This window comes from Nostoc commune NIES-4072 (genome assembly GCF_003113895.1).
In the GTDB taxonomy this organism is placed as follows: Bacteria; Cyanobacteriota; Cyanobacteriia; order Cyanobacteriales; family Nostocaceae; genus Nostoc; species Nostoc commune.
Window position 1 is genome coordinate 747,056 of sequence record NZ_BDUD01000001.1, and the last position, 25,306, is coordinate 772,361.

Annotated in this window: 17 protein-coding genes; 5 read left to right on the forward strand and 12 right to left on the reverse strand. The window is 42.2% G+C overall.

The features are described from left to right. Nucleotides 1-154: 154 nt before the first annotated feature. Nucleotides 155-610, forward strand: coding sequence for a helix-turn-helix domain-containing protein (locus CDC33_RS03255; protein WP_109007274.1), 456 nt, complete (start codon nucleotides 155-157; stop codon nucleotides 608-610). A 634-nt stretch (nucleotides 611-1,244) separates the two neighbouring features. Here CDC33_RS03255 and CDC33_RS03260 read toward each other — a convergent pair. The 5 genes from CDC33_RS03260 to CDC33_RS03280 form a co-directional block, all read right to left on the reverse strand. Continuing rightward, entirely contained in the window at nucleotides 1,245-7,022 is a 5,778-nt protein-coding gene (locus tag CDC33_RS03260; protein WP_109007275.1) for a response regulator, read from the reverse strand. Nucleotides 7,023-7,113: 91 nt separating this feature from the next. After that, on the reverse strand, nucleotides 7,114-10,047 hold the full coding sequence (locus CDC33_RS03265) for a methyl-accepting chemotaxis protein (RefSeq protein WP_109012419.1): 2,934 nt from the start codon (nucleotides 10,045-10,047) through the stop codon (nucleotides 7,114-7,116). A 14-nt stretch (nucleotides 10,048-10,061) separates the two neighbouring features. Further along, nucleotides 10,062-10,592: a chemotaxis protein CheW gene (locus tag CDC33_RS03270; protein WP_109007276.1), complete on the reverse strand. Its 531-nt coding sequence runs from the start codon at nucleotides 10,590-10,592 to the stop codon at nucleotides 10,062-10,064. A gap of 13 nt (nucleotides 10,593-10,605) precedes the next feature. After that, a complete protein-coding gene (locus CDC33_RS03275) occupies nucleotides 10,606-10,971 on the reverse strand; it encodes a response regulator transcription factor (protein WP_069073698.1) in 366 nt (121 codons plus the stop codon). Between the two features lie 369 nt (nucleotides 10,972-11,340). Beyond that, nucleotides 11,341-12,519: a response regulator gene (locus CDC33_RS03280; RefSeq protein WP_109007277.1), complete on the reverse strand. Its 1,179-nt coding sequence runs from the start codon at nucleotides 12,517-12,519 to the stop codon at nucleotides 11,341-11,343. A 361-nt stretch (nucleotides 12,520-12,880) separates the two neighbouring features. Between CDC33_RS03280 and hmpF the strand changes: the two genes are divergently transcribed. Continuing rightward, nucleotides 12,881-14,638, forward strand: coding sequence for a pilus motility taxis protein HmpF (gene hmpF / locus CDC33_RS03285; protein WP_109007278.1), 1,758 nt, complete (start codon nucleotides 12,881-12,883; stop codon nucleotides 14,636-14,638). Between the two features lie 224 nt (nucleotides 14,639-14,862). On the opposite strand, the gene CDC33_RS03290 is transcribed toward hmpF, so the two are convergent. The 4 genes from CDC33_RS03290 to tilS all read right to left on the reverse strand — a co-directional run bounded on the left by CDC33_RS03290 (nucleotide 14,863) and on the right by tilS (nucleotide 17,616). Continuing rightward, nucleotides 14,863-15,603 carry a choice-of-anchor K domain-containing protein gene (locus tag CDC33_RS03290; RefSeq protein WP_146195768.1) on the reverse strand — a complete coding sequence of 247 codons (741 nt, stop codon included), beginning with the start codon at nucleotides 15,601-15,603 and terminating at the stop codon, nucleotides 14,863-14,865. A 281-nt stretch (nucleotides 15,604-15,884) separates the two neighbouring features. Next, nucleotides 15,885-16,286, reverse strand: coding sequence for a helix-turn-helix domain-containing protein (locus tag CDC33_RS03295; protein ID WP_109007280.1), 402 nt, complete (start codon nucleotides 16,284-16,286; stop codon nucleotides 15,885-15,887). Beyond that, nucleotides 16,270-16,569, reverse strand: coding sequence for a type II toxin-antitoxin system HigB family toxin (locus CDC33_RS03300; protein ID WP_109007281.1), 300 nt, complete (start codon nucleotides 16,567-16,569; stop codon nucleotides 16,270-16,272). Before CDC33_RS03300 ends, CDC33_RS03295 begins: the two co-directional genes overlap by 17 nt. Nucleotides 16,570-16,599: 30 nt before the next feature. Then, nucleotides 16,600-17,616 (reverse strand): tRNA lysidine(34) synthetase TilS, encoded by a 1,017-nt coding sequence (gene tilS / locus CDC33_RS03305; RefSeq protein WP_109007282.1) that lies wholly within the window; start codon nucleotides 17,614-17,616, stop codon nucleotides 16,600-16,602. Nucleotides 17,617-17,826: 210 nt separating this feature from the next. Here tilS and CDC33_RS03310 point away from each other — a divergent pair, with 210 nt between their 5' ends. From CDC33_RS03310 to CDC33_RS41875, 3 genes are read left to right on the forward strand one after another with little or no spacing between them, the layout of a single operon-like run. Continuing rightward, the gene (locus CDC33_RS03310; RefSeq protein ID WP_109007283.1) at nucleotides 17,827-18,153 is read left to right on the forward strand and encodes a hypothetical protein; all 327 of its coding nucleotides are present in this window, start codon (nucleotides 17,827-17,829) and stop codon (nucleotides 18,151-18,153) included. Further along, nucleotides 18,154-21,291 carry a tetratricopeptide repeat protein gene (locus CDC33_RS03315; RefSeq protein ID WP_439956586.1) on the forward strand — a complete coding sequence of 1,046 codons (3,138 nt, stop codon included), beginning with the start codon at nucleotides 18,154-18,156 and terminating at the stop codon, nucleotides 21,289-21,291. A gap of 24 nt (nucleotides 21,292-21,315) precedes the next feature. Next, nucleotides 21,316-21,876, forward strand: coding sequence for a tetratricopeptide repeat protein (locus CDC33_RS41875; RefSeq protein WP_501193668.1), 561 nt, complete (start codon nucleotides 21,316-21,318; stop codon nucleotides 21,874-21,876). Between the two features lie 808 nt (nucleotides 21,877-22,684). Here the strand turns inward: CDC33_RS41875 and CDC33_RS03320 are convergent. The 3 genes from CDC33_RS03320 to ccsB form a co-directional block, all read right to left on the reverse strand. Beyond that, nucleotides 22,685-23,425, reverse strand: coding sequence for a Uma2 family endonuclease (locus tag CDC33_RS03320; protein ID WP_109007284.1), 741 nt, complete (start codon nucleotides 23,423-23,425; stop codon nucleotides 22,685-22,687). 147 nt (nucleotides 23,426-23,572) lie between these two features. Further along, nucleotides 23,573-23,881 carry a KGK domain-containing protein gene (locus tag CDC33_RS03325; protein ID WP_109007285.1) on the reverse strand — a complete coding sequence of 103 codons (309 nt, stop codon included), beginning with the start codon at nucleotides 23,879-23,881 and terminating at the stop codon, nucleotides 23,573-23,575. Between the two features lie 306 nt (nucleotides 23,882-24,187). Continuing rightward, nucleotides 24,188-25,291 (reverse strand): c-type cytochrome biogenesis protein CcsB, encoded by a 1,104-nt coding sequence (gene ccsB, locus CDC33_RS03330; RefSeq protein ID WP_109007286.1) that lies wholly within the window; start codon nucleotides 25,289-25,291, stop codon nucleotides 24,188-24,190. Nucleotides 25,292-25,306 lie beyond the last annotated feature (15 nt).

Below are 25,306 nucleotides of genomic sequence, written 5' to 3' on the forward strand. Positions count from 1 at the left end.
TACTTCTCACGTAGCAGCCTTTTAAACGCCGACATCCTTAATGCTTATAGTTTAGCTTTTTCAGCGTGCTATTAAATACGTAAGTAATTAAGTGTACAGGCGTGAATAGACATGAAAAAATCGCAAAAATTGACTGTGTAAAAGGTTATTGTTTATGGGATGCCGATTAAAAGTCTTTCTAACTGACGAACAAAAGCTGACTTTAGAAGAGTTAAGAAAAGCTAAAGATGTTCCTCAACGTACTAAGGATCGTGCTCAAGTTTTACTACTGAATACTCGCGGCTTAAAAAATGAGCAGATTGCTAAAGGCTTGAACTGGGCGATTTCAACAGTACGTCAAACCCTTCATCGCTGGGAAAAGATGGGTTTAGCAGGTCTTTGGGATGCTCCCGGTCGAGGAGGAAAACCCCGATATTCCGAATCAGACTTGACTTATCTAGAAAATTGTTTAGCTCAAGAGTCACAAACTTATAACTCTAAACAATTAGCAAATAAACTAGCATCTGAGCGCCAAGTCAACTTGAGCGCAGATAGATTACGACGGGTACTTAAAAAAAGAGGAAGGAGGTTTGGAAACGCACGCAAACAACCTCAAGAACAGAATAATTAACCTGATACCGAGTTCAGGGTTAGCGCATCTCAAACCCTATTGACACGGTGGTTTTGGGGTTCAACCAAAGCACAAATAAGTTCAAAATTACTACACTGAGCCAAGGGGTGGGATTGACATTTTCGTATTTATGTGGTCAAAAAACATAAAAAGCTATTTGACCCATGTTTTTTCAATCATTTACGACAATTTGTCCTATTTTGAATGAAAAACTGATATTCAGATAGAGTTTTAAGCTTTTTGTCTGTATCAAGAGCTACAAAATTAGATGCGCTTACCCTGATACCGAGTTGCAGTCAAAGATAGTAATTTGGACTGGGAGTAGGGAGTATTATGTTTGAGCGCAACTTAGGGACTTCCAAGAAATAAATTATCCAATCTTGTGGGGTGGGCATCTTGCCCGCCTTTGACTATGGGCGGGCGAGACGCCCACCCCACAATAAATAGTTGTATATTTTTTTATTTGGAAGTCCCTAAAGAAAACTATAACCAAGGAAGCGCGAAAGTAAAAAACCTTGACAGTAAAACTGCCAAGGTCTTCTACGATTTTCTGTTACCTGTGCGTAAGCTCTATGGATAAGGCACACAGCCAAATAAGATGTGTAAATAATTTTGCATTACTACTGATTACTTACTAAACATTACCTGTAGTGCTAACAAGTTTTTCCCCTTTCAACATCCGCGTTGCAGCTTCAAGTAGAGCTTCTTCGAGATAAGGCTTGGTAAAGTAGCCACTAGCACCGAGTTGAGCTGCAATTTGTCTGTGCTTGTCTGCACCTCGTGAGGTGAGCATGGCGATCGGTAAGTGGTTGAGGTTAGAGTCTTTCTGAATGCGAGAGAGTAACTCCAGACCATCGCAACGAGGCATTTCGATGTCGCAAAATACGATATCGCAAGGCAGACCAGAGCGGAGTTTATCCCAAGCTTCCTGTCCATCACGCGCCTGTTCTACACGATAACCTGCCTTATTAAAGGTTAGGGAGAGCAACTCTCGGACTGTAATCGAGTCATCGACGATTAGCACTGTCGGGTCAATCTTTGCTGGAGAGGTGTCTACAGGAATTCCTTTCTGTTGCCAAGAATTGCCACCAATTTGTGTAGAAATCCGTCCTTGGAAGATGTCAATTATTTCTAGTACGTCAGCAATGGGCATAATCCGACCATCACCCAAGACTGTTGCACCAGCTACACCAATGGGTTTAGGCGCCGGCCCTTCAAACTGCTTAATTACAATTTCTTGTTCGCTCAACACTAGGTCAATCTGTAGAGCAATTAGGGTATTTGCCGATCGCACCACAACTACAGAAACCATATCGTCATCTCTAGTGCCGCCGTAGACATTACCGCGACTAATTTGGCGATTGAAGGTTAAAAGTTCCTTCAAGGGTCGGAATGGCAGCACCGTATCGCGCCAGGAAATAAATGATTCCCCATTGGCATCGTGTTGAATATTTTTGACTGGTATATCCAGCGTATCTTCTACACCGTCCATCGGGAAAGCGATTCTGGCTCGATCAGAGACGCAGCAGAGAGCTTTACAAATACTCAGAGTCAGTGGTAGACGAATGGTGAAAGTGGTTCCCTTACCGATCGCAGAATCAGTGTTCACTGTCCCCCGAATTTCGCTAATCTCGGAGCGTACTACGTCCATACCCACACCACGACCAGAAATTTCATCTGCTTGGTCTTTGATTGTAAAACCAGACTGGAACAGCAGATCGTAGACTTCCAGGCGAGACATGGCTTTAGCCTGCGCTTCTGTAATCATGCCAATCTTCACCGCCTTAGCCTTAACCTTTGCTGAATCGATGCCTGCACCATCATCGCCTACAGAAATGATCGTTTGGTTACCTTGATGGAAGGCGCGGATAGTAATGATTCCTATGGGTGGTTTTCCAGCAGCTTGCCTTTCTTCTGGCGTTTCAATACCGTGAGCGATCGCATTATTCAGCATGTGAGTTAACGGATCGGTGAGATGATCCAAAATCATCTTGTCAATTAAAGTATCGCCACCTTCAATTAGCAACTCCACTTGTTTGCCACACTTGATGGCATTGTCACGCACTCCTCGCCGCCAGCGATCAATAGTTTGGGCAAAAGGAACCATTCGCGCTCTTGTTAATCCCTCTTGTAGCTGGGTGGTTACTTGGCGGAACTGCCTTGCTACGCGCTCGGTTTCTTCGGTAACGAAATCAATGTCACTTGCCGACTCACGCACTCGTACAATGCGTTCAATCATCTGCTGGGACAGGGTATGGAAGGGAGTAAAACGATCCATTTCCAACTCGCTAAAACCCCTATCGGCATTGGAATCAGACGTTTGTAAGCCGGAGTCTTTCTGTTTGCGTCCAGCTAATAGAGAAGCTTCTAGTAGCGATCGCTCGTACAACTCCTGCATTCTTGCGCCCACATCCGAGAGTTGTTGTACCTGAATCAGCAAGTTATCTAATGACTGCCGCAGCCGTTCATGATCCTGCTCTAAGGTATTGCGATTTACTACCAATTCCCCAACTAAATTACTCATATCGTCCAGTTGCTTAACTGGAACCTTCATCGTTTCTTCAAATCTCGCAGCCCGACGAGTAGAGGGACGGGTAGTTTTGTTGGTGTTAGATTTTACTGATGGTGAATGGGATATTGTTTGATCCGCTTCTGCCAACAACTTCTCCAAGTCACCAAATTCATCTATGGATGGTGATGGAATGACATTTTTCGCTAAGACTGGTTGAGTGTTGAAGGGCTGGCGCTGGCGTAGCCCGTCGTTGGTATCGCTGGTATTATCTGTACCGAGCAATTCTTCCAGCGCTGCAAAATCTACTTCTGGTATCTCCCTAGCTTTGGGGTTAAGTGGTACTTCCTCTCCTAGTAATGCTTCCAAGTCTGCAAAATCATCTTCTGGAGCAACTGCTTCAACGTTTTCTGTCGTTACCAATTCTTCAATTGAGGTAACAATAGCGTTTTCGTCCTCTGACACTGGTACAGGTTCAGATGTCTCTGCTAGATCCCACAAATCGGTTTCTACACCATTCTGAATAACCGTTTGCGTATCAATTGTTGTCGCACTTTCTCCTAATTCTTCCTGGTTTTCTGCTTCTAATAGAGCAGTTTCTGTAAACAATAAATCATTTGCTAAACCCAGCTCTGTATCTTCATCTGTGTTTTCTGGGAACTCAAAGCCAGTTTCTAAGTTATTGTTCGACTCAGTACCTAAAACTTCTGGGCTTGTCTGGGTTAAATCTGAAGTTTCTCCAAAACTGATATTTTCTATAACCGAGAGTTCATCCACAGGATTATCTGTGGTTTCCATCTGAATATAGGTGGATGTGGCGGCATCTTCAGACAGCAGTTGTAAATTTTCATCGAAAGAGCCGAACAAATCATCTGGCTGTGCTGGAAGTAATTCTAAATCTGAACTTTCTTCAAAATTGATACTTTCTATAGCCGAGAGTTCATCCACAGTATTATCTGTGGTTTCCATCTGAATATAGGTGGAGTCTGTGGCCGCATCTTCAAACAACAGTTCTGGATTTTCATCGAAAGAGCCAAATAAATCATCTGGCTGTGCTGGAAGTAATTCTAAATCTGAACTTTCTTCAAAATTGATACTTTCTATAGCCGATAGTTCATCCACAGTATTATCTGTGGTTTCCATCTGAATATAAGTGGATATCGCAACATCCTCAAACAGCAGTTGTGGATTTTCATCGAAAGAGCCGAACAAATCATCTGGCTGTGCTGGAAGTGATTCTAAATCTGAACTTTCTTCAAAACTGATATTTTCTATAGCCGAGAGTTCATCCACAGTATTATCTGTGGCTTCCATCTGAATATAAGTGGATGTCGCAACATCCTCAAACAATGGTTGCGGATTTTCATCGAAAGAGTTGAATGAATCAAGTTCCAGATCAACAGCAGATATCTCTGGTGGCTGATTAGTAAATTCTGGAACAAAATCTAAAGCTTCTGGTTGTTGCGATCGCTTGATAATTTCTTCCCCTAGATGCTGCGCCAACAAAGGCGTTTCAGGCGCGGAAGGCTGTATGCGATCGCTGATTGCAGGGGAAATAGTTGAGTTACTCGGTTCTAACTCATCAAAGAAATCATCTCCAGAATCTGATGATAATATCAAATCTAGCTGTTGCTGCTGGAAATTGATATCAAAATCTTCTTCTATGTCAAAAATGGCTATAGGAGAAGGTATTGGCTGCTGACTGTCGGCAAAAATGTCATTAGTTGCAGCAAACAAACTCTCCTCTAAAGCCATTTCCACATTTTGCTCAATTAAGGAATCGAATTCGTCCTGTTCCTCTGTGCTTTCCTGGTTCCAGAAGTTGCTCAAATCACTTTCTGATTGAGAAAACTCTGGTGCTGTTACAGGAGATGTATCAAATAAATCACCGAGTTCTGGTTCGCTTGTAGGCAGTAGTGACTGTTCTTCAGTTTCAGCAAATAGGCTGTCTACAGACAAGCCTGTTTCCTGGGGTAATTCTATGTAGTCACTAGGGGTAATTTCTTCTACCCAATTTGCATTTTTAGTTTCTAAGAATAAGTTATCAAAACTGTTGTTTTCGTTGGTAGATAGTTCTACAGAGGCGTTCGCCTCAGTTTCTGGTTGAGTTACTTCGCCTATAGGTAATAGTTCTATATCATCATATAGCTCCAATGTCAATAAATCTTCAACCACATCGTTTTTGTTGACATCAGGAGGCAGATTTGTATCACTCGAAGTATTAATAAATTCTTGTAAATCCTGGGAAGAAGAGTCTAAATTTATATTAAGTATGTTAATGTCGCTTAACTCTAAAGTCGTAGCAGATGTTTGTTGATTTTGCGATTCTGAATTCTCTTTTTCTAAGAAATTTTCACCAAATAATAGGGATAAATCTTCTGTCGTGGCTGTGGTTGTTGGTTGCTGCTCATTACTTGTGTCTTCATCAAAGGAGAGGAAATCGGATAAATCGCTATTAGCATCCTCAATGTCTGTGCTGTTAAAATCAATCCCAAAATCATCGGTGGCAGCAATATCTAAGGTTTCTTCTTGATGCCAGCTTTCATCTAGTTCGGGAGTATTACCATCAAATAAATCGGCAAGGGTATTTAACTCAGCTATTCCTACCTCTGGCCCATTGTGGTCAAGATTGCTACTGATTGGATGTACTTCGTCATGTGTGGTGAAACCAAGACTAGTGTGAATAGTAGCGTTTAATTGTGTTCCTTGTTGAACATAAGCGCGATCGCCCTTGACGTTGACGTAGCTATCGCTAGTATCCTCTTCTAGATTAAGTTCTTCACTTGTCTGAGCTAGGTTAGTTATGACTAACGGCTCTGTGTTACCAGATAAAATTGCCTCTGACGCAGTTGATGATTCTGTTACAGGCGCAGACTGAACGCTTACCAAATCTGTGGTAACTTCTAGCAACTCAATTTCTGCAAAGTTCAAAAGCGCTTCTAGTTGCTGACTAATTGCAATTTCAGCTTCCCTACCTTGTAGGACTAATTCTTGAGCTTGCTTGATTTCGGTAATGACAATTTTAGCTAACGTCAGATAAGTATTTTCAGGATTGCCGATCGCACTGGCTGCTGCTTGACACAAACCACACCACTTAGACAAGTTCCAAGTCTCACCAAGTTTGACTAACTGATAACAGCATTCCTGAAGGTTTTGTCGAGTTGAAGGTGTTGTTGTTTGCTTAAACAATTGCAACATTTCCCGCAGTCTTTGCAGCACCTGGGCTTGAAATTCGCTCCAATTATTATTTTCTTTGGCGGTGACTGGCGATAGCGCAGCGTTAGCGAGTCCGCGAGCGTCTCGCACAGCGTTGTCTTGCAACTCTTGAGGCGCTACCGACAAAGATATTTCTGGAGATTCCTGATGGGTGTCTTCTACCAAACTGGGAATATCTGGCCGCAGGAACATTTCTGTAAGTGTGGAGACATTCTCTACAGAGGTTGTTTGTCGTTCTGTTGTACTATCTACTCCATTTTTTGCTTGTTCTACAAGTAGTTCCAGATGCTGATATAACCATTGAAAAACTGGCTCAGTTTCTGACATCAAAGTATTAGCCGCATCTTCAGAAAGACCATAAGGCCCGCTCAAATGCTCTAACAGTGATTTCAGGGTATCAGATACACCGAGAAATAAAGACTCTAACTTTTGGTCAATCTGAACCGGATTATCTTTGAGAACTTTAAAACAATCTTCCAGACGGTGAGAGGTATGCTGGATGCTAGTCAATCCAAGCATCGCCGCTCCTCCTTTGATGGAGTGAGCCGCCCGGAAGACTTCACTGATCATTTCCGGGTCGTTTAGGGTACCCTCTAAATTCAGCAAGCCCTGTTCAATGGTATTCAGGTGATCCCTGGCTTCTTCGATAAAGTAACCCAAAATCCGCTGTTGTTGTTCCGGCACCATAGTTTTTTAGTCATTAGTCATTGGTCATTGGTCACTGGTCATTAGTCATTGGTCATTAGCAAATAAGAAAGGACAAAGGACAAATGACAATTTATCTGGTTTCTGTAGTTTCCACTCGGAAACGTTCAACGGAGGCGATTAAGTCACGGGATACACCTACTAAGTGTTGTAGGGCACCTGAAACTCGCTGTGCTTCCTGGGAAGTTTCTTGGGCGGTGAGTTCTACTGATTGCATTACATGAGCGACAGCGCGGGAAGTTTCAGTTTGTTCCACAGTGTCGCTAGTAATCGAACGTACAAGAATATCGATGCGATTCGCTACTTGAATAATATTTTCGAGCGATCGCTTGGCTTCTTCTGCCAATTTTGTACCTTTAATTACTTGTTGTGTGCCTTCTTCCATCGCGGTCATTACAGAGCCTGTTTCGCTTTGGATTTGCATCACAATTTGTTCGATTTCCTTCAGGGATTTAGCAGATTTGTCTGCTAACTGGCGCACTTCGTCTGCTACGATCGCAAACCCGCGTCCAGCTTCTCCTGCCCTTGCCGCCTCAATACTAGCATTGAGTGCTAGTAAGTTTGTTCTAGAAGCAATTTGGGAAATCAACGCCACAATTTTAGAAATTTCTTGAGAAGATTCCGCTAACCGTTTCACTTTTCGGGTGGTTTCGGCAACGGTTTCTCGAATTTCCAAAATCCCCGCCACAGTATTTTCTACTGCTTCTCCACCTTTGAGAGCGATCGTACTAGCATCACGAGCAACCGTTTCAGCTTCCCGCGCCGCCTCTGCTACCCGTTGAATCGAGTCAGTCATTACCTGTACAGAATTCAGCGTCACCGCCAACTCTTCTGCTTGGCGCAAAGCATCACTAGATAAGGCTCTTGCAAAGGTTTCGGAATTGGTTGCACCTTTTGTTACATCCTTCGCTGCCACTTTTACCTGTTGCACAATATCCCGCAAATTTTGAATTGTCAGGTTAAAAGCGTCAGCTACCGCTCCCAATACGTCGGCTGTGACTTCAGCTTGGACTGTTAAATCGCCTCTAGCAGCTCCTTCCACATCATCCAAGAGACGAATCACCTGGCGTTGCAGGTTTTCTTTGGCTTCCTCTTGTTCATCGGCTTTCCGTTGGGCTTCACTTGTAGTTGTGAAAATTACCCGTGCCATTTCATTAAAGCCAGTAGATAAATGGCCCAATTCATCTTCGGAAAACACTGTGGCTTGAGCATTCAGATTTCCTTGACGTACAGCCTCAAACTGAGCTTGGAGATCATCAGTTGTGCGCCGAATTTGTTTGAGTGCAAGATTCCCCATGACGCCTGCGGTAGCAAAACCTGCAATTCCCGCTGCAAGCGACATTGCCCAACCAGTGTTTCGTACTGATTCTCGTTGTTGGGCTGGCGAGAATGTGGTGGCGACAAAGCTAACTGTGGCAACAACCAGCGCCGAGACAATGCCCACACTTCCAGCAATTAACCATTGTTTCCTTTCTATGGAGGCATTTTCTAATGGTGCTAACCATCCTTGCTCAACGCTGACATTGGGTTCTAGTTTTGAGACATCTGTTTGGCTAAAGACTGGAACTCCTTCATGGGAACCAGTCATTGTGAATAGTTCCTCTTCGCGATCGCTGGCTGCACTACTGGCAGAAGCCTCTACAGATGGAGAACGTCTACTGCCACTGGTTTCTAATTGAGCAGAATTCATTGCTAGATCGCCGAAGTTAGAATCTGCTTCGAGCAGGTCAAACCCTGGAATATTACCTAAATCATCAAATTCCTCAAAGTCATCTAAAAATTCTATATTGCTCTTAGAATTTTCTCCATTCAGTATATTATTTGAATCTTCATAAGAGCTTAACCCCTCTGAGCCAAAGGCAGACTCAAATGCTTCCATATCAAAATTATCATCGTCATCAAAGCTATTCTTACCGATGATTTCCCCTGATTTAAACTGCTTGTCTTTTACAGGTAGATTGCTACTAAAAGATGAAGAATCATCAGATACATCTGGCACCAAAGCTGCTTCTGCAAATTTTTTTGGCTTCAACCAATCATCGTGTGCTTCGGTTTGAGGCAAATCATATTGACTCTTGTTATTTTTTGACGAACTATTTTTCAGTTCTTCTTGAACAAGAAGTAAAGTTTCATCTCCCAAACTAGATTTTGTAAATTCAAAGTCCCCATTACTAACCTCTGGAGACTTTGGCTCACTCAATAAATCAGGTAAATTATTCTTGTTATTCCCAGTTTTGGAATTAGAAGATGAAGAGTTATTATTGTCAATAGCTGAATTATTGTAATCAGAATTTATCTCATTATCTGAAAACTGATTATTTACTAATGATTCTTCGTAGTTCTCTTCTGATACATCTTCCTGCCAGAAAGCAGGCAACTCTAATTCTGTTTTATCCTCAAAATTGCTGCTATTTAATTCTTGTTCCTGTAGTTCTTCATTGAAGGCAAAAGGATCGTCACCAAAAGTTGTAGAAGAATCTGATATTTTTCCTGTTCCGATACTATCTTCTGTTGGTATATCAAATGGACTTTTTGAAGATAGCTCTTCAACGTCATTTACAGCTTCTTGATGCTCTCCAAAAAAGTTCAAATCAAGGTTATCGCTGTCAAAATCATCATTAGCGCCCAAATCTTCTAATTCTTGTTCGCTATCTGCCAGTGCATCAGACATGTCTGGGGAATTGATTTGCTCTTGACTATCTGATGTATTAATCTCCCCACTGAATGACTGTAAATACTGATTGATATTCTCAATTCCATTATTGGCAAAACCAATAATTTCTTGATCGTCAGTCAAGTGTAATACCTTTTGATATTCTTCTTTTGCTACATCATACTGCTGTAAAACATAGTAGATGTGACCCCTTAACAAATGGGAATTGGGGTCATTTGGTAAATTTTGCACCACTTGGTCAACTAAAGTGGCGGCAACCTCATAATTCCTTTGAACATAGGCGGTCATCGCCTGTTGATACGTTGGCTCGTAATTATCAATACTTGCTGCCATTTCCTCCTCCAATTTCATCCTGCCCACCTAGCACTCCGTAAAATTGCCATTTGATCGAGTAGTCGCAGACACTGTTTGTTTTTAGTATCTAACAACCACTCTCCACGTAAAAAGGGAGCCATAGTATCTGGAACACTAGTTGGTGGCATGAGATTCTGGACATCCAACCAGTCCATGCCACCAATTTCTTCTACTGCTAAACCCACTATTGTGTCTTGCTCTTCAATGGCAATCACCGAAATTTCAGCTCTATCCGTATTTAATGCACTTGTTTCCCCAAGAAATTGACCCAAATCAGCTACCCAAATAACTCGACCTCGTAAATTTAGAGTACCCAAAAGTAAAGGAGAAGCATTAGGAATCGGGGTGATTCTATCGGGACTTAGTTCAATTACCTCCCGAATGCCAGTTGCTTGTAGTGCAAACTCCTGATGCGAGGGAATGTAAAACCTTAAATGTAACTCACCTTCAGGACTTTCTACTTGTAATTCTGGTCGGAAATGATCTTGACCACTGCCACTTAAAAAGTCCGGTTTGCTGACCATATTGCTTTTGTCCTTATCCTCGCAGCAGTTGTTTGACTGTTCCCACCAACTCGGTTGGTTGAAATGGTTTGGCTATGTAAGCGTCTGCACCCTGCTTCATGCCCCAATAGCGATCAAATTCTTCGCCTTTGGAAGAACACATAACCACAGGGACATTTTGGGTTTTTGGATCGGATTTTAAGCGCCTACAGACTTCGTAACCGTTCATTCGGGGCATGACAATATCCAATACCACTAAATCGGGAGGTGCTATTTGAATTGCCTCCAATGCTTCTAATCCGTCACTGGCATGGGTTACTGTTAGTCCAGTTGCTTTCAGGAGGTCTGTAATCATCTCCCTTTGGGCGATACTGTCTTCCACAATCAGAACTGTACTCATAAGTGTCTATTTACCCCCTGATATAGACGTTCCTATTTGGAACATTCTTTGATTCCCCCACAAGTATTAACTGTATAAATTAATTGTATGTTCTCACTATTTTCCGGGATATTGACGTTTCACTAAGTAGCTGACTCTGTGATAACATCTTTTAACTGATCTTTTAGTAGATCAACAAATCTTCGATCTCTTTATATGCCCGATAGATGAGTGAGATGAGTGAGATGAGTGAGATGAGGGAGATGAGGAGGATGAGGAGATGAGGGAGTATGGGAAGTGTGGGGGAGAAGAATTAATAACTAATGCCCAATGCCCAATGCCCAATCCTCAGTCCCCAGTCCCCAATCCCCAATCCCCAATCCCCAATTTTCATTGGTTGTTGATATATTTCTCTACAAGCATAAGTAACTCAGTGTCTGTAAATGGTTTTGTTAAATAATCTGTTGCCCCGACCATACTAGCTTTGACTCGATCAATAAATCCATCTTTACCAGTGAGCATGATAATCGGTGTGAGCCGAAATGCCCTTGAATGCCGCAGCATGGCGCAAACCTCGTACCCCTCTAATTCCGACATGGCAATGTCGCATAAAATTAAGTCCGGTTTGAGTTTAAAAACCAGACTCAGTGCCTCTAAAGGATTGGTGAGAGCGATCGCTTCATAACCTTGTGCTTGTAAGATGGAATTTATAGTCTCACCGATGGCGATCGCATCGTCAATACATACTATCCGCCCCCTGTGGTTTCCCTTCAATTCCCCGTTATCACTGTGGGTATCTGGTTTAGCAGTGTCTAAATATACCAGTTGTAGCCAACTCTGTTGCACATAAGGATATATTGCCTTAGCGACTGTCAAAATGTCTCGGTTAAGATAGCGAGCCAATTGACGCAAGGATGTTTTACCATCAGCCCAATGTTGTAGCTTATTTACGGTTGCTTCTGGTAGCGAGGATTGTAGGTGAACTTTGTCAGATAGCACTGGCAATTGTTCTGGAGACTGAATATGTGGATACAGCTGCTTCCACTCTTGCACCTGCTTGGTGATTTTTGTAACAAATGGTGCAATCTCGAAAGTGTTTAATTGCGGCGCAAGTGCCGCACCTTGATGGAAAATGAAGTTCCCTTGGTGTAAACTCAGCAGGTCAAAGAGAGTTTCATGTACCAAGCCGTGAATGATACTACCAGCGATCTTGGGATTGATAATATTCCGCTCCAAGAGTGCCCACAGATAGGCATACTCTGGCGCGTCGGTTGATGGTAAGGAGGCAATTTGTTTGTCGGTAAGTCGCATCTCGACTCGATAATGACGTAAATAATCGCTAATTCTGGATAAACTACTCTCACCTTCTTGGCAATAGATAATTTGACCATTGAGAAAAAAGACGAACCAAGACTGTTGTTTGAGGCGATAAATGCTTGCTCCCTCTCCACCCAGTTTGTTGTTATGGTGAGAGCTAGTAGCTCTGACCCATAGTTGCCCAGTTCGTTGTCCCAACTCAATCAATTGCAGGATACTGCAAATATCAATTTCATTTAAATTTCCCTGCATTTATCTAAAAAATACTCCTTGTAATGCCGTTAATATTATTTTTAAATGGGTTTGGGCTTAAATTGACTACGATCTGTTGCATCCAAAGGAGAACTGCTATAGATTCAGCTATAAAGTTTAATCTTTCGTAATACACTTTGGCAAAGCTAGTGTTAACACGGAAGTCATCATGACTGTCATCAGTACAAAATATAAAGGCGCGACTGACTCACTTTTATAAATATCAAGACGTAATATCTCGCGTCTATAGTTTTGTCTGTCTTGTTTTCCTAAACTTCGGTTCAGTGAGATAAGTTAACAGAATTATTTAAGGTATATCCCAAAACATAAACTTTAAGTGCATCAATAAAGGACTAACGGTGTGCTGTATTTAGCAGAAGTACAAAAACAGAAGGGTGGTTTACTCAGTGGCGGTGGCAAAACTGAACTGAAACTACTAGCTTGTCAGCGAACTGACCAGAATTGGAGTCCTGTGTCAGAAGAAGTGATTGCGGCTGAGGAGGCAAGCAAATTAAATGATGGTGCTTTAGTACTGGTTGAACTGAATCCAAATCGTCAAGTGCAACGTATTCAAGAAGCAGGGCGGCCATTAGTCAATATTTTGCAGAATTTTTCCCGCCAATTGGAGAAATTTAAGCTCAAGGAAGATGAAATTGATCAGTGGAAGCAATCGCTGACGTTTCAGGCGCAAGAGTTGAATCGCCGTGAAATGGACATGGAAGTACGCTCTGAACAGTTGCACAATATGGAGGATGAGTTGCAACAACTGGAGCAGCAAAAACAGGAAGTTGACACATCCCGCCAGGAAATTGAACGATTACAAACAGAAGTTGAGCGCAACCGCCTAGAATTGGAAGGCGCTTGGGAGCATTTGCGGGGTGAGCAACGCCGCCTGGAGGAACGTCTTGCGGATTTCCCACAGGGAACGGTTTTAGATGAGGAGCAAAGTCGGGTAATGAGTGAATTACTCGATCGCTTATCTAGTCGTGTTGCTCCCACGGAAACAGTCAGAGAACATCTCCATCTGGCCTTTGAATTGGTCGAAAAGCAGCAAGCTACTCTTACCCCGCACTGGCAAAAACTGGAGCAGCAAAAAAGTGCGATCGCACAACAGCAAGAAGAAGTGGAGCGTTTGTCACAAACCTTTAGCGATCGCCAAAATGCATTGCAACAAGCACAAAATTCTCTAGTCCAGCAAACAGCCCAATTGCAGATAAATAGAGCAGACCTTAGCAGCAAGCAAGAGTATGCTCGGATAATCAAAGAGCAGCTACGAAACGCCGAAGAGTTATATCAACAGATTCACTCTTTGTCTGCGTCTGGTGGTGTAGTTATCGGCCAGCAAGCTGATGTGGAAGCTTTAGAGAAAATGCCTTTAGAAGAACTGCAAAAGATTGTGCAAGATTTGCAGTACAAGTTAGAAATAGACGCTAGCTTTGTTCACGATCAAGAACAAGAATTGAAATATAAACAAGAAGCTATAGAAGAACTGCAAAATAAATTAAATCACGCATCTGACCATGACCATATCAATTTGGAACTGGAACTAACAGATGAAAAAGACCTCTATCAGATGCTAAACTCCAGTTTGGTGGGGCAACGCCGTAATATGTTACAGCATCAAAAGTTTCTCAAGCAACACCAAGCTGTATTACTACGGCGACAAGGACATACTGTTGTTGATGAAGAAGAGGGTAATAAAGTTAATTTAGAACCGATTCTGTTACAACTTGAAACCCAGCGACAACAATATTCACAGGAAGTCCAAAGGCTGGAACGTGAAATTGATCAGATTCGTTCTGGTATTGAGCTAAATCAGGGAATGATTGAAAATCAAACTCACGATTTGGATGAAAAGCGCCAAGAACTGAAAGCGATGGAGGAAAACTTGCTATCCCTAAGAAGAACAACTGCCCAATGCTGGGGTCGAGTGAATCTTTATCAAGAAGCACTACAACCAATTCAGGATTGTCTAGATGGATTACGGCAGAAGCTGCAAGAAATTGGAGAATCTTTAGAGCAATTCCAGGAAACTGGTGATTATCAAGTCCAAGCGATCGCTCAGTTGCGCCATACTCTCCAGAGTTTAATGCCTCAGCCACAATTACTAGCGTCTTAACAAGTGCTGAGTACTAAAGGTGGCGGCTTATCCATAAGTACAAGCTGTTGATTTTAAACTAAAATACTTAACGCCTGCTCCAATACAGGCGTTAACCCAAAAGGGTAAGTACAGTATTTCATAAATATGTGACGAAGTGAGCGACTTACTGCTAAGGTTTGGCGAGGCTCGATAACGCTACAAACTTTTGAAATTCTTTACTAAGAAAATAAGAAAAATTTATTTTAGCCTTTACTAGTAACTAGTTTTTGTCGTCTCAATTTCCGTTTCAGTACGTAGGCTCCACCTAAACTACTGAAAGCTAACATATGTAACCCTGTATAAGATGGTTCAGGAACAGTAACAAATTTAGCATACAGACTTGCTTGATCGCTTTTACCTTCAAAAACGCGCAATTGGCTAAAAGTTGTTGCACCACCATCTTTACTGAATCCAACTATTTCAAGTCTTGTAAGAGTTCCATCTAAATTAAATGTTGGGCTGGGAAATCTATTTGGAAAAAAGATAGAATCAGCATCTAGATCAGGAGCACCTGTGTTAAGTGTAGTACTAAGTTTAACTTTAGACGTAAAATTCTGATCGAGTAGAGTGGGAATAGCTACATTTATTAAAGTATTAAGGGATACAGAATTAATAAGAGTACCTGCTAATGTGATTCCATTGAAGTAGGTTAAATCTCCTAGTTTAAATAAAGAGTCATTACTCGTAGAAAATGAATTCCCACTGAATGAAAGCTTATTTGAACCAGTTCCAAAACCGTTAGGATCACCCCATTGGAATATATTAGTTCCAACACCTGAGAATATAGGGTTAGGGTTCTCTGCCCCTGCTTCGGGATTTATCCACGTCCCACTAGAGGAACCAGCAATAGTTATAGCTTGTGCTTGAGCAGACCAACTAACTGCTGTTACAGTAACCACAATAGTAGATAGTACATTCCTAAGGTATAAATTTAGTTGAAACACCTGATAACCTCAGTATTTTTTTGGAATTACATGATACTGGGTGTATATTATAGTTAATAATAAAAATTGTCAACTCATTAGATATAATGTTACTACTCATGAAATATACTTACAACCAAAAGATACAATTAATAACAGTACTCAAAATTATTTGAGAAAGCTCCAATCGCTTTCTACTTAAGCGATCGCACCACCAGGAAATAGATCGGTTTGCTATTAGGCATCAGCCCTAACTTATTTTTTTCGGGCTAAAGCCCAAGTACGAACTACGAACTTAGTTCTTATTCCATAAATAAACTAGATTCTACATTAAAAAAATCTCCCAGCTTACGCGCTTGTTCTGTATTTATCTTCTCTTGTCCATTTAAAATATTATTAACCAAATCTTCTGTTCCTAAAACTGATACTAAATCATCTCTACTTCCCTCAGATTCCTCTAAAAGAAATAACAACATAGATACAGAATTATTCGGCTGGATTGGCTGATAATATTCCTGCTCAAACTTTTCAACTAAAGTAATTAATAACTGATAAAGTTCGTCTTCTTCTGGGGTACATTCCCGGTGCATTAAATCTTCTACTATCTTTAAAGCTTGCTCATTTTCAACTTCACTTTTTATCAGTTTGGGAAGATAAGCTGTTAATAATTCCTTGTATTTATCTGGATTAAAAGTAAGGGTCATCTTTCCAGTTCTCCTTATCATATTCCGCATATCTGAGGATAGACTTAATATAAATTAACTGTCCTTCATAATCTATACTAATAATCAAGCGATATTTATTTCCTTTAATATTGAATACTGTAAAGTTACCAACAGCTTCAGCTTTAATAAAAATTTGCTGTACTTCAAGTAAATTTGACCATTTCGCTTTAGTAGCAATCTTATACCAATTGCTTAATGCTTCCTGACAATCTGCATGGCTTCCTGCATATTCTCTTAAAATTCTAAAACTAATAATGTGCATTCTCCCTGATAACAAAAAGACTTTAAATAACTATTTCAAACAGATCCAATCGCCTTCTACTTGAGCGATCGCACCACCAGGAAATGGATCGGTTTGCGATCGGTTGGGCGCTATAATTAAAGCCGTTAATTTTTCGATGTGTTCAAAACTGGGGGCATCAGTCAGTATTTGCTGCAATACCTGACGCATCACGCGACGTTGCAATGCTAATGGTGCTTTCTGCAATACCCGACGATTTAACCTCAAGGGAAGAAGAGGAGTAAGAGAATATTCTTCATGCCCCATGCCCCATGCCCCATGCCCTATGCCCAATGCCTCTTCCCGTAACTGCTGGGCGGCTTTTTCCAAATATTCTACTTCTGCTTGGAGAAGTTCTGCTGTTTGGGCTAAGGCTGATTCTACTTGGGGATTAAAATTTTCCCGCAAATAGGGTATTAATTCTTGGCGAATCCGGTTGCGGGCATATTGCAAATCTTGATTGGTGGAATCTTCCCAAATTGGCAATTTGAACTCTTGACAAAATTGCTCTGTTTGTGTGCGGGTAATTTCTAATAGTGGACGCACTAGCATAATGCCTGTAGTTAGGGGGCGTTGCCAAGTTAGGGCTTGTAAGCCATCAGCACCAGTACCGCGAATTAAGTTGTAGAGGAGAGTTTCGGCGCGATCGCTTGCGGTGTGTCCTGTAACTATATATTGATAATTATTTGCTTTGGCGATCGCACTTAAAGCTTTATAACGCCAATCGCGTGCAGCAGCTTCACTATTTATAGATTCGTTCGCTGTTTCTAAATAAAAGGATGTATCCCAAGTTTTAGCTAAATTTTCAACGTGATGAGCATTAGCTTCGGAGTCAGAACGCCAACGATGATCGCAGTGGGCAATACCTAAATCCCATCCCCATTTGGATTGTAAATCTAAAAGTAATTTTATTAAACACAGAGAATCTTGTCCGCCGGAGACAGCGATTAATAGACGCTGGTTGCTCTCAAATAAGTGGCGCGATCGGATGGTGCGATGGATTTTCGCGTGTAGGGGAGTCCACACCATATTTGGAACTTCTCATACTAATTCGTTATTCGTAATTTTTGAAAGTCAGATTCAATTTGGGCTTCCAGGTTTGACTTTGTTGCCTTATTTTAGGCAATTCTTGCAACACAAAGTAAATAATTTTGCAATTCTCTCTGTTTCTGTGCGTGAACCTTATCCCCAATTCAACGCATAATATACAGAATCTTGTATAAATTCATAGGTGATTTAATGGCAGGAATTCAAGTCGGTATTGAGGGGGAAGGCGCACCAGCAGCAGCCGAAGCATTGCTAGAAATTCCTGGAATATCGGGAAGCTATGAAGTTCCAACGCAAAGAGAGGGAACTCTAGCAGCGATCGCAACTATCATTGGGATTGTCGGCGGTGCTGCGGCTTTAGCTGAACAAATTCGCAAATGGTATCAAGAATGGCATAAATCTCATCCAGGGAAGCAATTTGATGTGGTAATTCTTGACCCTGATACTGGAAACAGGATTTTACTGGAAGAAGCTACTATAGAGGAAATCACGGAAATCCTCAAATCTATCAGCAAATAAGTGCAAACTATCCGCATTCAACTTCGGGAAAGTACGCAGGAAACAGTTGAACTCAGGTATTGGCTACCTCAAATAAAGCACTATGAATCACGTCGCCTGGAATTAGCACAAATCGCTGATTTCCTCAAGCAAGGAGAACGAGATTACTATAAACTGCTGCCCAATTTATCAGGAATTGGGCAGCAATTATTTTTTTGGTTGGATGGCGATGGACGGTGGTTGAGTCGGGGAATTGCTAACTGTCGTGGTGAGGGGTTGGTAATTGCCATTGATACTGATAAAAAATTGGCACATCTACCTTGGGAAGTGCTGCATAATGGTGAGGATTTTTTGGTGAAGCGGGTTAATCCTGTGGTGTTACCTCTGCGCTGGATTGAGAAAGAAACGGAAGGGTTTTCTGTGGAAGCACGACAATTGCGAGTATTGTTTATGGCAACCGACCCGGAAGATGTGCAACCCAAGTTAGAGTTTGAACAGGAAGAAGCGAGAATTCTGGCTGATACGCGAGATTTTGCTGTAGATTTGCGGGTGGAAGAAAGCGGTTGCGTTAGCGAGTTGGGTAAGGTGTGGAGTCGCTATTTTAGTCAATATTTTAATGACTTTGATGTGTTTCACCTCACAGGACACGCCTCAATTAAAGATGAAGCACCTTACACGCCTTACTTTATCACTGAGACGGAAATCGGGGAACGCCACGAAACCACAGCCGCAGAACTGGCGGAAGTCTTCCGGTTTCGCTTTCCCAAATTGGTGTTTTTATCTGGGTGTCGGACTGGACAAGCACCAGATAAAGGGGCTGTCCCTTCAATGGCTGAGGCACTTATTGCACAAGGCGCTAGGGCGGTTTTAAGTTGGGGGCGGCCTGTGGAAGATCGGACAGCTACAGCCGCCGCCGCGCACCTCTACGGGAAATTGGCAGCCGGATATGAATTAGCCCAAGCACTTGCTAGCACTTACCAGCAGTTGTTTAAACAGAATGTGCGTGACTGGCATTTGTTGCGGTTATATGTCCAGGGAGAATGTCCCGGTGCGTTGGTGGAAGTGTTGGGAGATGTGCCACCCTCTGCGCCGGAACCTGCTTATCAACAGTTTTTAGATCCCGATACCCAACTGGTGCGGGTGGCGAAACCCTCTGAGTTTGTTGGGAGACGGCGGACTTTGCAACGTTGTCTCAAAGCTATTCGCACTTCATTAGGGGTACTAATTCACGGACTGGGGGGTGTGGGTAAGAGTACTGTGACGGCGCGACTTCTGGAAAGGATGGTTGGCTATCACAGGCTGGTGAACTTTCGGCAACTGGATGAGGACAAACTGCTCAAATCCCTGGCTGAACAATGTACCTCGGAACGGGGGCATGAAATTCTCAATGGCAAGTTACCCTTGATGCAGCGCCTCACCAAGTTTTTCACTGAAGGACTGAATACCAAAGAACAGCGCTTTGCCTTTGTGCTGGATGACTTTGAGGCTAATTTGGAATTACGAAATGGGGTTTATGTCTTGCAACCACAAGTTGTGGATGTACTGCTGGCGTTGCTGAAGGCGATGCAAAATTCCCAACTTCCTCACAAGGTAATTATTACCTGTCGCTACAATTTCACTTTGTCAGAACTGAATCATCGTCTGTACCGCGAACCTCTGGGTGCTTTGGGTGGGGCAGATTTAATTAAAAAGTATAATCGTCTGGATTCGTTTAATGGCAGTTGGCAATTTCAGCCAGATTTGCCCGAACGTGCCAAACAAGCAGCAGATGGAAATCCTCGGCTGTTGGAATGGTTAGATAAGATTTTGCAAAATTCCCCCAAGTCGCCGGATGCGGAGAGGGGAGTTGAGATGATTCTGCAAAAGATGGCAGAAAAAGAAAAGGAATTTCGTGAGGATATTTTGGCACAGGAATTGCTGAAGCAGCAAACTCCAGCTTTGCGTCTTATGCTGGGGAAGTTGTTGGTGTATGAGTTACCTGTTCCTCTAGCTGCGATTTCCCCGATTTGTGAGGATATCTCAAGTTGGGAAAGTCATATTCAACGCGCTGAAATTTTGGGTTTGTTGGAAGTTACCCTCACCAACAACAAAGAGAGGTTGTATCGTGTTCCCCGTATTTTGTCACCGTTACTAGAGTTTCCAGAAAACTCCAGGGGTGAAGAGTTGTATAAACAAGCTGCACAAATTTTGTATCGCTTGTGGTGGAAAGAAGTGGAAAGTGCGACGGAAGGACAAAAGTTAGAAATTCATCGGTTGGCTTTGTTGGGGAAGGATGGAGAAATTGCAGCGAAAGTAGCTAGTTTATCGGCTAACCGCTTGTGGAATCAAGGCCGTTTTCGGGAAGCAATAAATCTGTGCAAATCAACTTTAGAAATTACTAAAAATCATAGTGTTCTCAGACAAATTGCTTATTGTGAACACCAAATAGGTGAGGTTGATCAAGCATTAAATTATTACCAACAAGCTTTAAATCTTTGTCCCGCAGAGGACGAACAAGAATTAGCATCAATTTATCATTATTTTGGGATGCTGAAATATTACAAAGGGGAAGTGGATCAAGCGATCGCACTCTACAATCAGTCTTTGGAAATAACAGAACGCATTGGTTATGTCCAAGGCAAAGCGGCGACGTTGCATGAACTGGGACGTATCTACGCCGACAAAGGGGAAGTGGATCAAGCGATCGCACTCTACAATCAGTCTTTGGAAATAACAGAACGCATTGGAGATGTCCAAGGCAAAGCCTCGACGTTGCACGATTTGGGATATATCTACGCCAACAAAGGGGAAGTGGATCAAGCAATTGCACTCTACAATCAGTCTTTGGAAATAACAGAACGCATTAGAGATGTCCAAACCAAAGCGGCGACGTTGCACTGTCTGGGAATAATCTACGCAAACAAAGGGGAAGTGGAACAAGCAATTGCACTCTACAATCAGTCCTTGGAAATAACAGAACGTATTGGAGATAGCCGAATCAAAGCGGCGACGTTGCGCCGACTAGGAATGATCTACGCCAACAAAGGGGAAGTGGAACAAGCAATTGCACTCTACAATCAGTCCTTGGAAATAACAGAACGCATTAGAGATGTCCGAGGCAAAGCATCGGCGTTGCACCGACTAAGAATGATCTACGTTGACAAAGGGGAAGTGGAATAAGCGATCGCACTTTTCAATCAGTCTTTGGAAATAAAAGAAGGCATTGGAAATGTCCAAGGCAAAGCGGCGACGTTGCACTGTCTGGGAATGATCTACGCCGACAAAGGGGAAGTGGAACAAGCAATCGCACTCTACAATCAGTCTTTGGAAATAACTCAACGCATTGGTGATGTCAAAACCAAAGCGGCGACGTTGCATCAACTGGGAATACTCTACGCCAACAAAGGGGATGTGGATGAAGCGATCGCACTCTACAATCAGTCTTTGGAAATAACTGAACGCATTGGTAATGTCCAAGGCAAAGCGGCGACGTTAAGCCAACTGGGAATTCTATACGCCAATAAAGGGGAAGTGGATGAAGCGATCGCACTTTTCAATCAGTCTTTGGAAATAGAAGAACGCATTGGTAATGTCCAAGGCAAAGCAATGACTCTATGGTGGTTAGGACATTTGGCAGAACAGCAGGGTGAATACACTAAAGCGATATCCTATTTGCAACCAGCTTTAGAGATTTTGCAGCGATTGAAGTCACCGGATGCTGAAGGTGTGAGTGCAAGTCTTGATAGGATAATTCGTAATTCGTAATTCGTAATTCGTAATTACAGCACCAAAAGATTTTTTATCTCACGCAAAGGCGCAAGGACGCAAAGAAGAACGCGAGAGTGTTTTCTAAATAAATGAAAATTGCTGTAATGAGTCTTTAATACTCGTGGACGAGTCTTTGATACTTGTGAATGAGTCTTTTATACTCGCGCGAGAGTCTTTGATACTCGTGGACGAGTCTTTGATATTCGTGGACGAGTCTTTTATATAGGACTTACGCAAAAATTGCTAAAAAGCTTAATTTCTCGAACCGCCAAGACGCCAAGAGCGCCGAGAATTCGTAGAGTGTGCGTAAGTCCTATTATACTCGTGAATGAGTCTTTGAACTCCGTTAATGAACCTCAGAGCTTCGTTCGTGAACCTTTAAGCTTCGTTGATGAACCTCGGAGCTTCATTTGTGAACTTTAGAGCTTCGTTAATGAACCTCAGAGCTTCGTTGATGAGCCTCGGAGCTTCATTTGTGAACCTTTGAGCTTCGTTAATGAACCTCAGAGCTTCGTTGATGAGCCTCGGAGCTTCGTTTGTGAACCTTTGAGCTTCATTTGTGAACCTCGGAGCTTCATTCGTGAACCTCGCAATGTTGTTCCATTAAGGCAAGGCAAGAGACGCGATAAATCGCCGTCTCTACAATAATCATTCCTTTGTAGAGACGGCGATTTATCGCGTCTTCGTGATTATGGGATTTATTTCATTAATAAATTTTGATAGCAATTCAGGTGAGAGAATCAGGATCTATGCCAAGCGATCGCAATTGTTATGCTTTATTTCATTAATGAATTTTGATAGCAATTCAGGACAGAGAATCAGGATCTATGCCAAGCGATCGCAACCGTTCTCGTAATAATTGGTTTTCTTGCTGTGCTTGTTGAGCTTTTTGTTCTGCTTGTTGAGCTTTTTGTTCTGCTTGTTGAGCTTTTTGTTCTGCTTGTTGAGCTTTTTCTTGTGATGTTAAAAATCGTTGTCCTTGTTGGTTATACCAATACATCCATTCCCGTGGTATACCTAGATAAGTTCCTCGTTCGATGCCAATTCCTAAACCTAGTTCTGGCAACCAAACTGGATTACCATCATGTAATTCATAAATATTGTTAACTAATTTGTAAACTTCTAAACGTGGCTTACGGCGACGAAATGGGTTGTAAACTACATAATACAAAATTCCCAATCTTGCATACTCTGCTTTTTTGGTCGAGTACTCACCACGGTATGTTTTAGATACTACCTCTAACACCAATATCGGTAATTTCTTCTCTTCCCAAAGCACATAACTGGGGCGGAGGTTTTCATCATAAAATCGCTCTACGCCCAAACTCAAAAACCCATCTGGGACTATTGCTGGTAAATCTGGGTCATAATAAATACCCATATCTACACCAAAAAACCAATCCATGCGTTCTGCCCAAGCGATCGCTAGAAGCGCTTTGAGTAAACCGGGAATTAAATCTTGTAATTCATTATCCACAGGGGTATCGTCAGAGTCTGGCAGTTCCTCTGATGAGGGCAAACAAGCTAACGGATCGTACTTTAGCATGATAGGTTTACTCTTTCTCAGGTATTAGTACATCTTTATTTTATTAATGAATTTTGGTAGCAATTCAGCACATCCTATTTTATTTACAAACATTAAGAAGCTCAGAACCCCGCTTCTTTATGAAGTCGGGGTTTTGCTCATTGGATATTAATTTTCTACTTGTTTGAGTCTTTGAAAAATTTCATCAAGTGGTGATTCAGAATCTTCAGGACAAAATTCTAAAGCAAGTCTAACTTTTCCTTTTTTCCACCCTTGAGTACTGAATTGTAAAACCTCACAATTTAATCCTTGTGTATACAAATTTACTTCGTCTGTTTCTGCTGCTCCAATATATTCCTTAATTGCTGTAATCAAATCACGAACTTTAAAAGTTTTAGCAATATTTAACTTATTAAAAGTGTCTGGTTCTATAGACACAACTTCATCATGGTTTAGTCTCTCGAATCCATCTTCCATAAAAATCTCCTGTCAATAAATCTATATTTTCCAGGGATATAACAGTTCATCCGAAATAAAATGATGATTTTATAGATTTAGTCATTGGTCATTAGTCATTAGTCCCTAGTCATTATCAGTAATAATTTTGTCTCGCGCAATCGCTCTTAGCGATCTCGTAAGAGTAGGGGCAAAGAAAAACTTTGCACTCCTCTGCGTTTCAACCTAAACACTCAACTTCCCATAGTTTTACGTGAGATTTTATTAAGTCCTAAGTTATGAGTAAAAGTAAAATACTCATAACTCAGTACTGTCTTAGCGAGGTTCTTAAAAGAACCAACCGTAAGAATGCAACCCTTTACCCAAAAGATTCACACCGAGATAGCAAACCCAAACAACAACAAAACCAGTGGCAGCTAAAATTGCCGGACTACGCCCTTGCCAACCGCGAGTGATTCGGGCGTGGAGATAAGCAGCGAACACTAGCCAGGTAATCAATGCCCAAGTTTCTTTGGGGTCCCAACTCCAGTAAGAACCCCAAGCTTCGTTAGCCCAAACGCCACCAGCAATAATACCAATTGTCAGCAGGGGAAATCCTAGCCCGATGATGCGATAGCTGATGTTGTCGAGGGTTTCGGCAAGGCTAAGGCGCTGGGGTGAAAGGGGTTCCGAATTTTGGATTTCGGATAGCGAAGCGTTAGCGAGTCCTCGAGTGTCTTGCGGATTTTGGATTGGGGTTGTTGTAACTAAACCCAAAACTGCGGTGTTACCGTTACCGTTGCCGTTACTGGTAGTTTCAAAACGAGCAAAGCCGTTATTTTCGGCAGAAGGGGCTGATGGTTGAGGAATTAGTTCAGCTGCTTTGTGTAAGCGATAGCCGTTGCTGCGATAGCCACCAGTACCGACTGAACTACCTTGTAGTTGAATGTTTTGACCGCGAGTCACAACTAAAAAAGCGATCGCTAATAATGAACCCACCATCAAAGCAGAATAACTCAACATCATGACGCTGACATGCATCATCAGCCAATTTGACTTTAAGGCAGGTACTAGAGGTTCTGACGCTTGCATCTGGGATGGTAGTGTCATAGTCGCAAAAGCAGCAATCAACATTGCCACAGGAGCTGTAACCACTCCTACTAAGCGGCTACGACTACTACTTTCAGCAATTAAATGGACGGTGGTAATTCCCCAAGTTAAGAAAAACAGGGATTCATAGAGATTACTTAAGGGAAAGTAACCAGCTTCTATCCATCTTGCCCCTAATAGAGTCGCCATGCACAAATTAGCGATCGCCATCCCAGCTGTCCCCAAAGCGGCTAAATAAGGCAGATTCGGAAAAGCCGCTCCTCCCCAATACACCAGCATTGTAAGGAATAATATGGCAAAGGAGGCATTGTCCAGCCAGTTCTGGAGTACAACCAAATTCATAAAGTCTTCTCTCCG

What these genes read in the sequence shown, in the direction of transcription:
- CDC33_RS03295 (WP_109007280.1), bottom strand. Translation starts at nt 16,286, where the DNA reads ATGACCCTTACTTTTAATCCAGATAAATACAAGGAATTATTAACAGCT.
- CDC33_RS03270 (WP_109007276.1), bottom strand. Translation starts at nt 10,592, where the DNA reads ATGGTCAGCAAACCGGACTTTTTAAGTGGCAGTGGTCAAGATCATTTC.
- ccsB (WP_109007286.1), bottom strand. Translation starts at nt 25,291, where the DNA reads ATGAATTTGGTTGTACTCCAGAACTGGCTGGACAATGCCTCCTTTGCC.
- CDC33_RS03275 (WP_069073698.1), bottom strand. Translation starts at nt 10,971, where the DNA reads ATGAGTACAGTTCTGATTGTGGAAGACAGTATCGCCCAAAGGGAGATG.
- CDC33_RS03280 (WP_109007277.1), bottom strand. Translation starts at nt 12,519, where the DNA reads ATGCAGGGAAATTTAAATGAAATTGATATTTGCAGTATCCTGCAATTG.
- CDC33_RS03300 (WP_109007281.1), bottom strand. Translation starts at nt 16,569, where the DNA reads ATGCACATTATTAGTTTTAGAATTTTAAGAGAATATGCAGGAAGCCAT.
- CDC33_RS03320 (WP_109007284.1), bottom strand. Translation starts at nt 23,425, where the DNA reads ATGCTAAAGTACGATCCGTTAGCTTGTTTGCCCTCATCAGAGGAACTG.
- CDC33_RS03255 (WP_109007274.1), top strand. Translation starts at nt 155, where the DNA reads ATGGGATGCCGATTAAAAGTCTTTCTAACTGACGAACAAAAGCTGACT.
- CDC33_RS03310 (WP_109007283.1), top strand. Translation starts at nt 17,827, where the DNA reads ATGGCAGGAATTCAAGTCGGTATTGAGGGGGAAGGCGCACCAGCAGCA.
- CDC33_RS03265 (WP_109012419.1), bottom strand. Translation starts at nt 10,047, where the DNA reads ATGGCAGCAAGTATTGATAATTACGAGCCAACGTATCAACAGGCGATG.
- tilS (WP_109007282.1), bottom strand. Translation starts at nt 17,616, where the DNA reads ATGGTGTGGACTCCCCTACACGCGAAAATCCATCGCACCATCCGATCG.
- CDC33_RS03325 (WP_109007285.1), bottom strand. Translation starts at nt 23,881, where the DNA reads ATGGAAGATGGATTCGAGAGACTAAACCATGATGAAGTTGTGTCTATA.
- CDC33_RS03260 (WP_109007275.1), bottom strand. Translation starts at nt 7,022, where the DNA reads ATGGTGCCGGAACAACAACAGCGGATTTTGGGTTACTTTATCGAAGAA.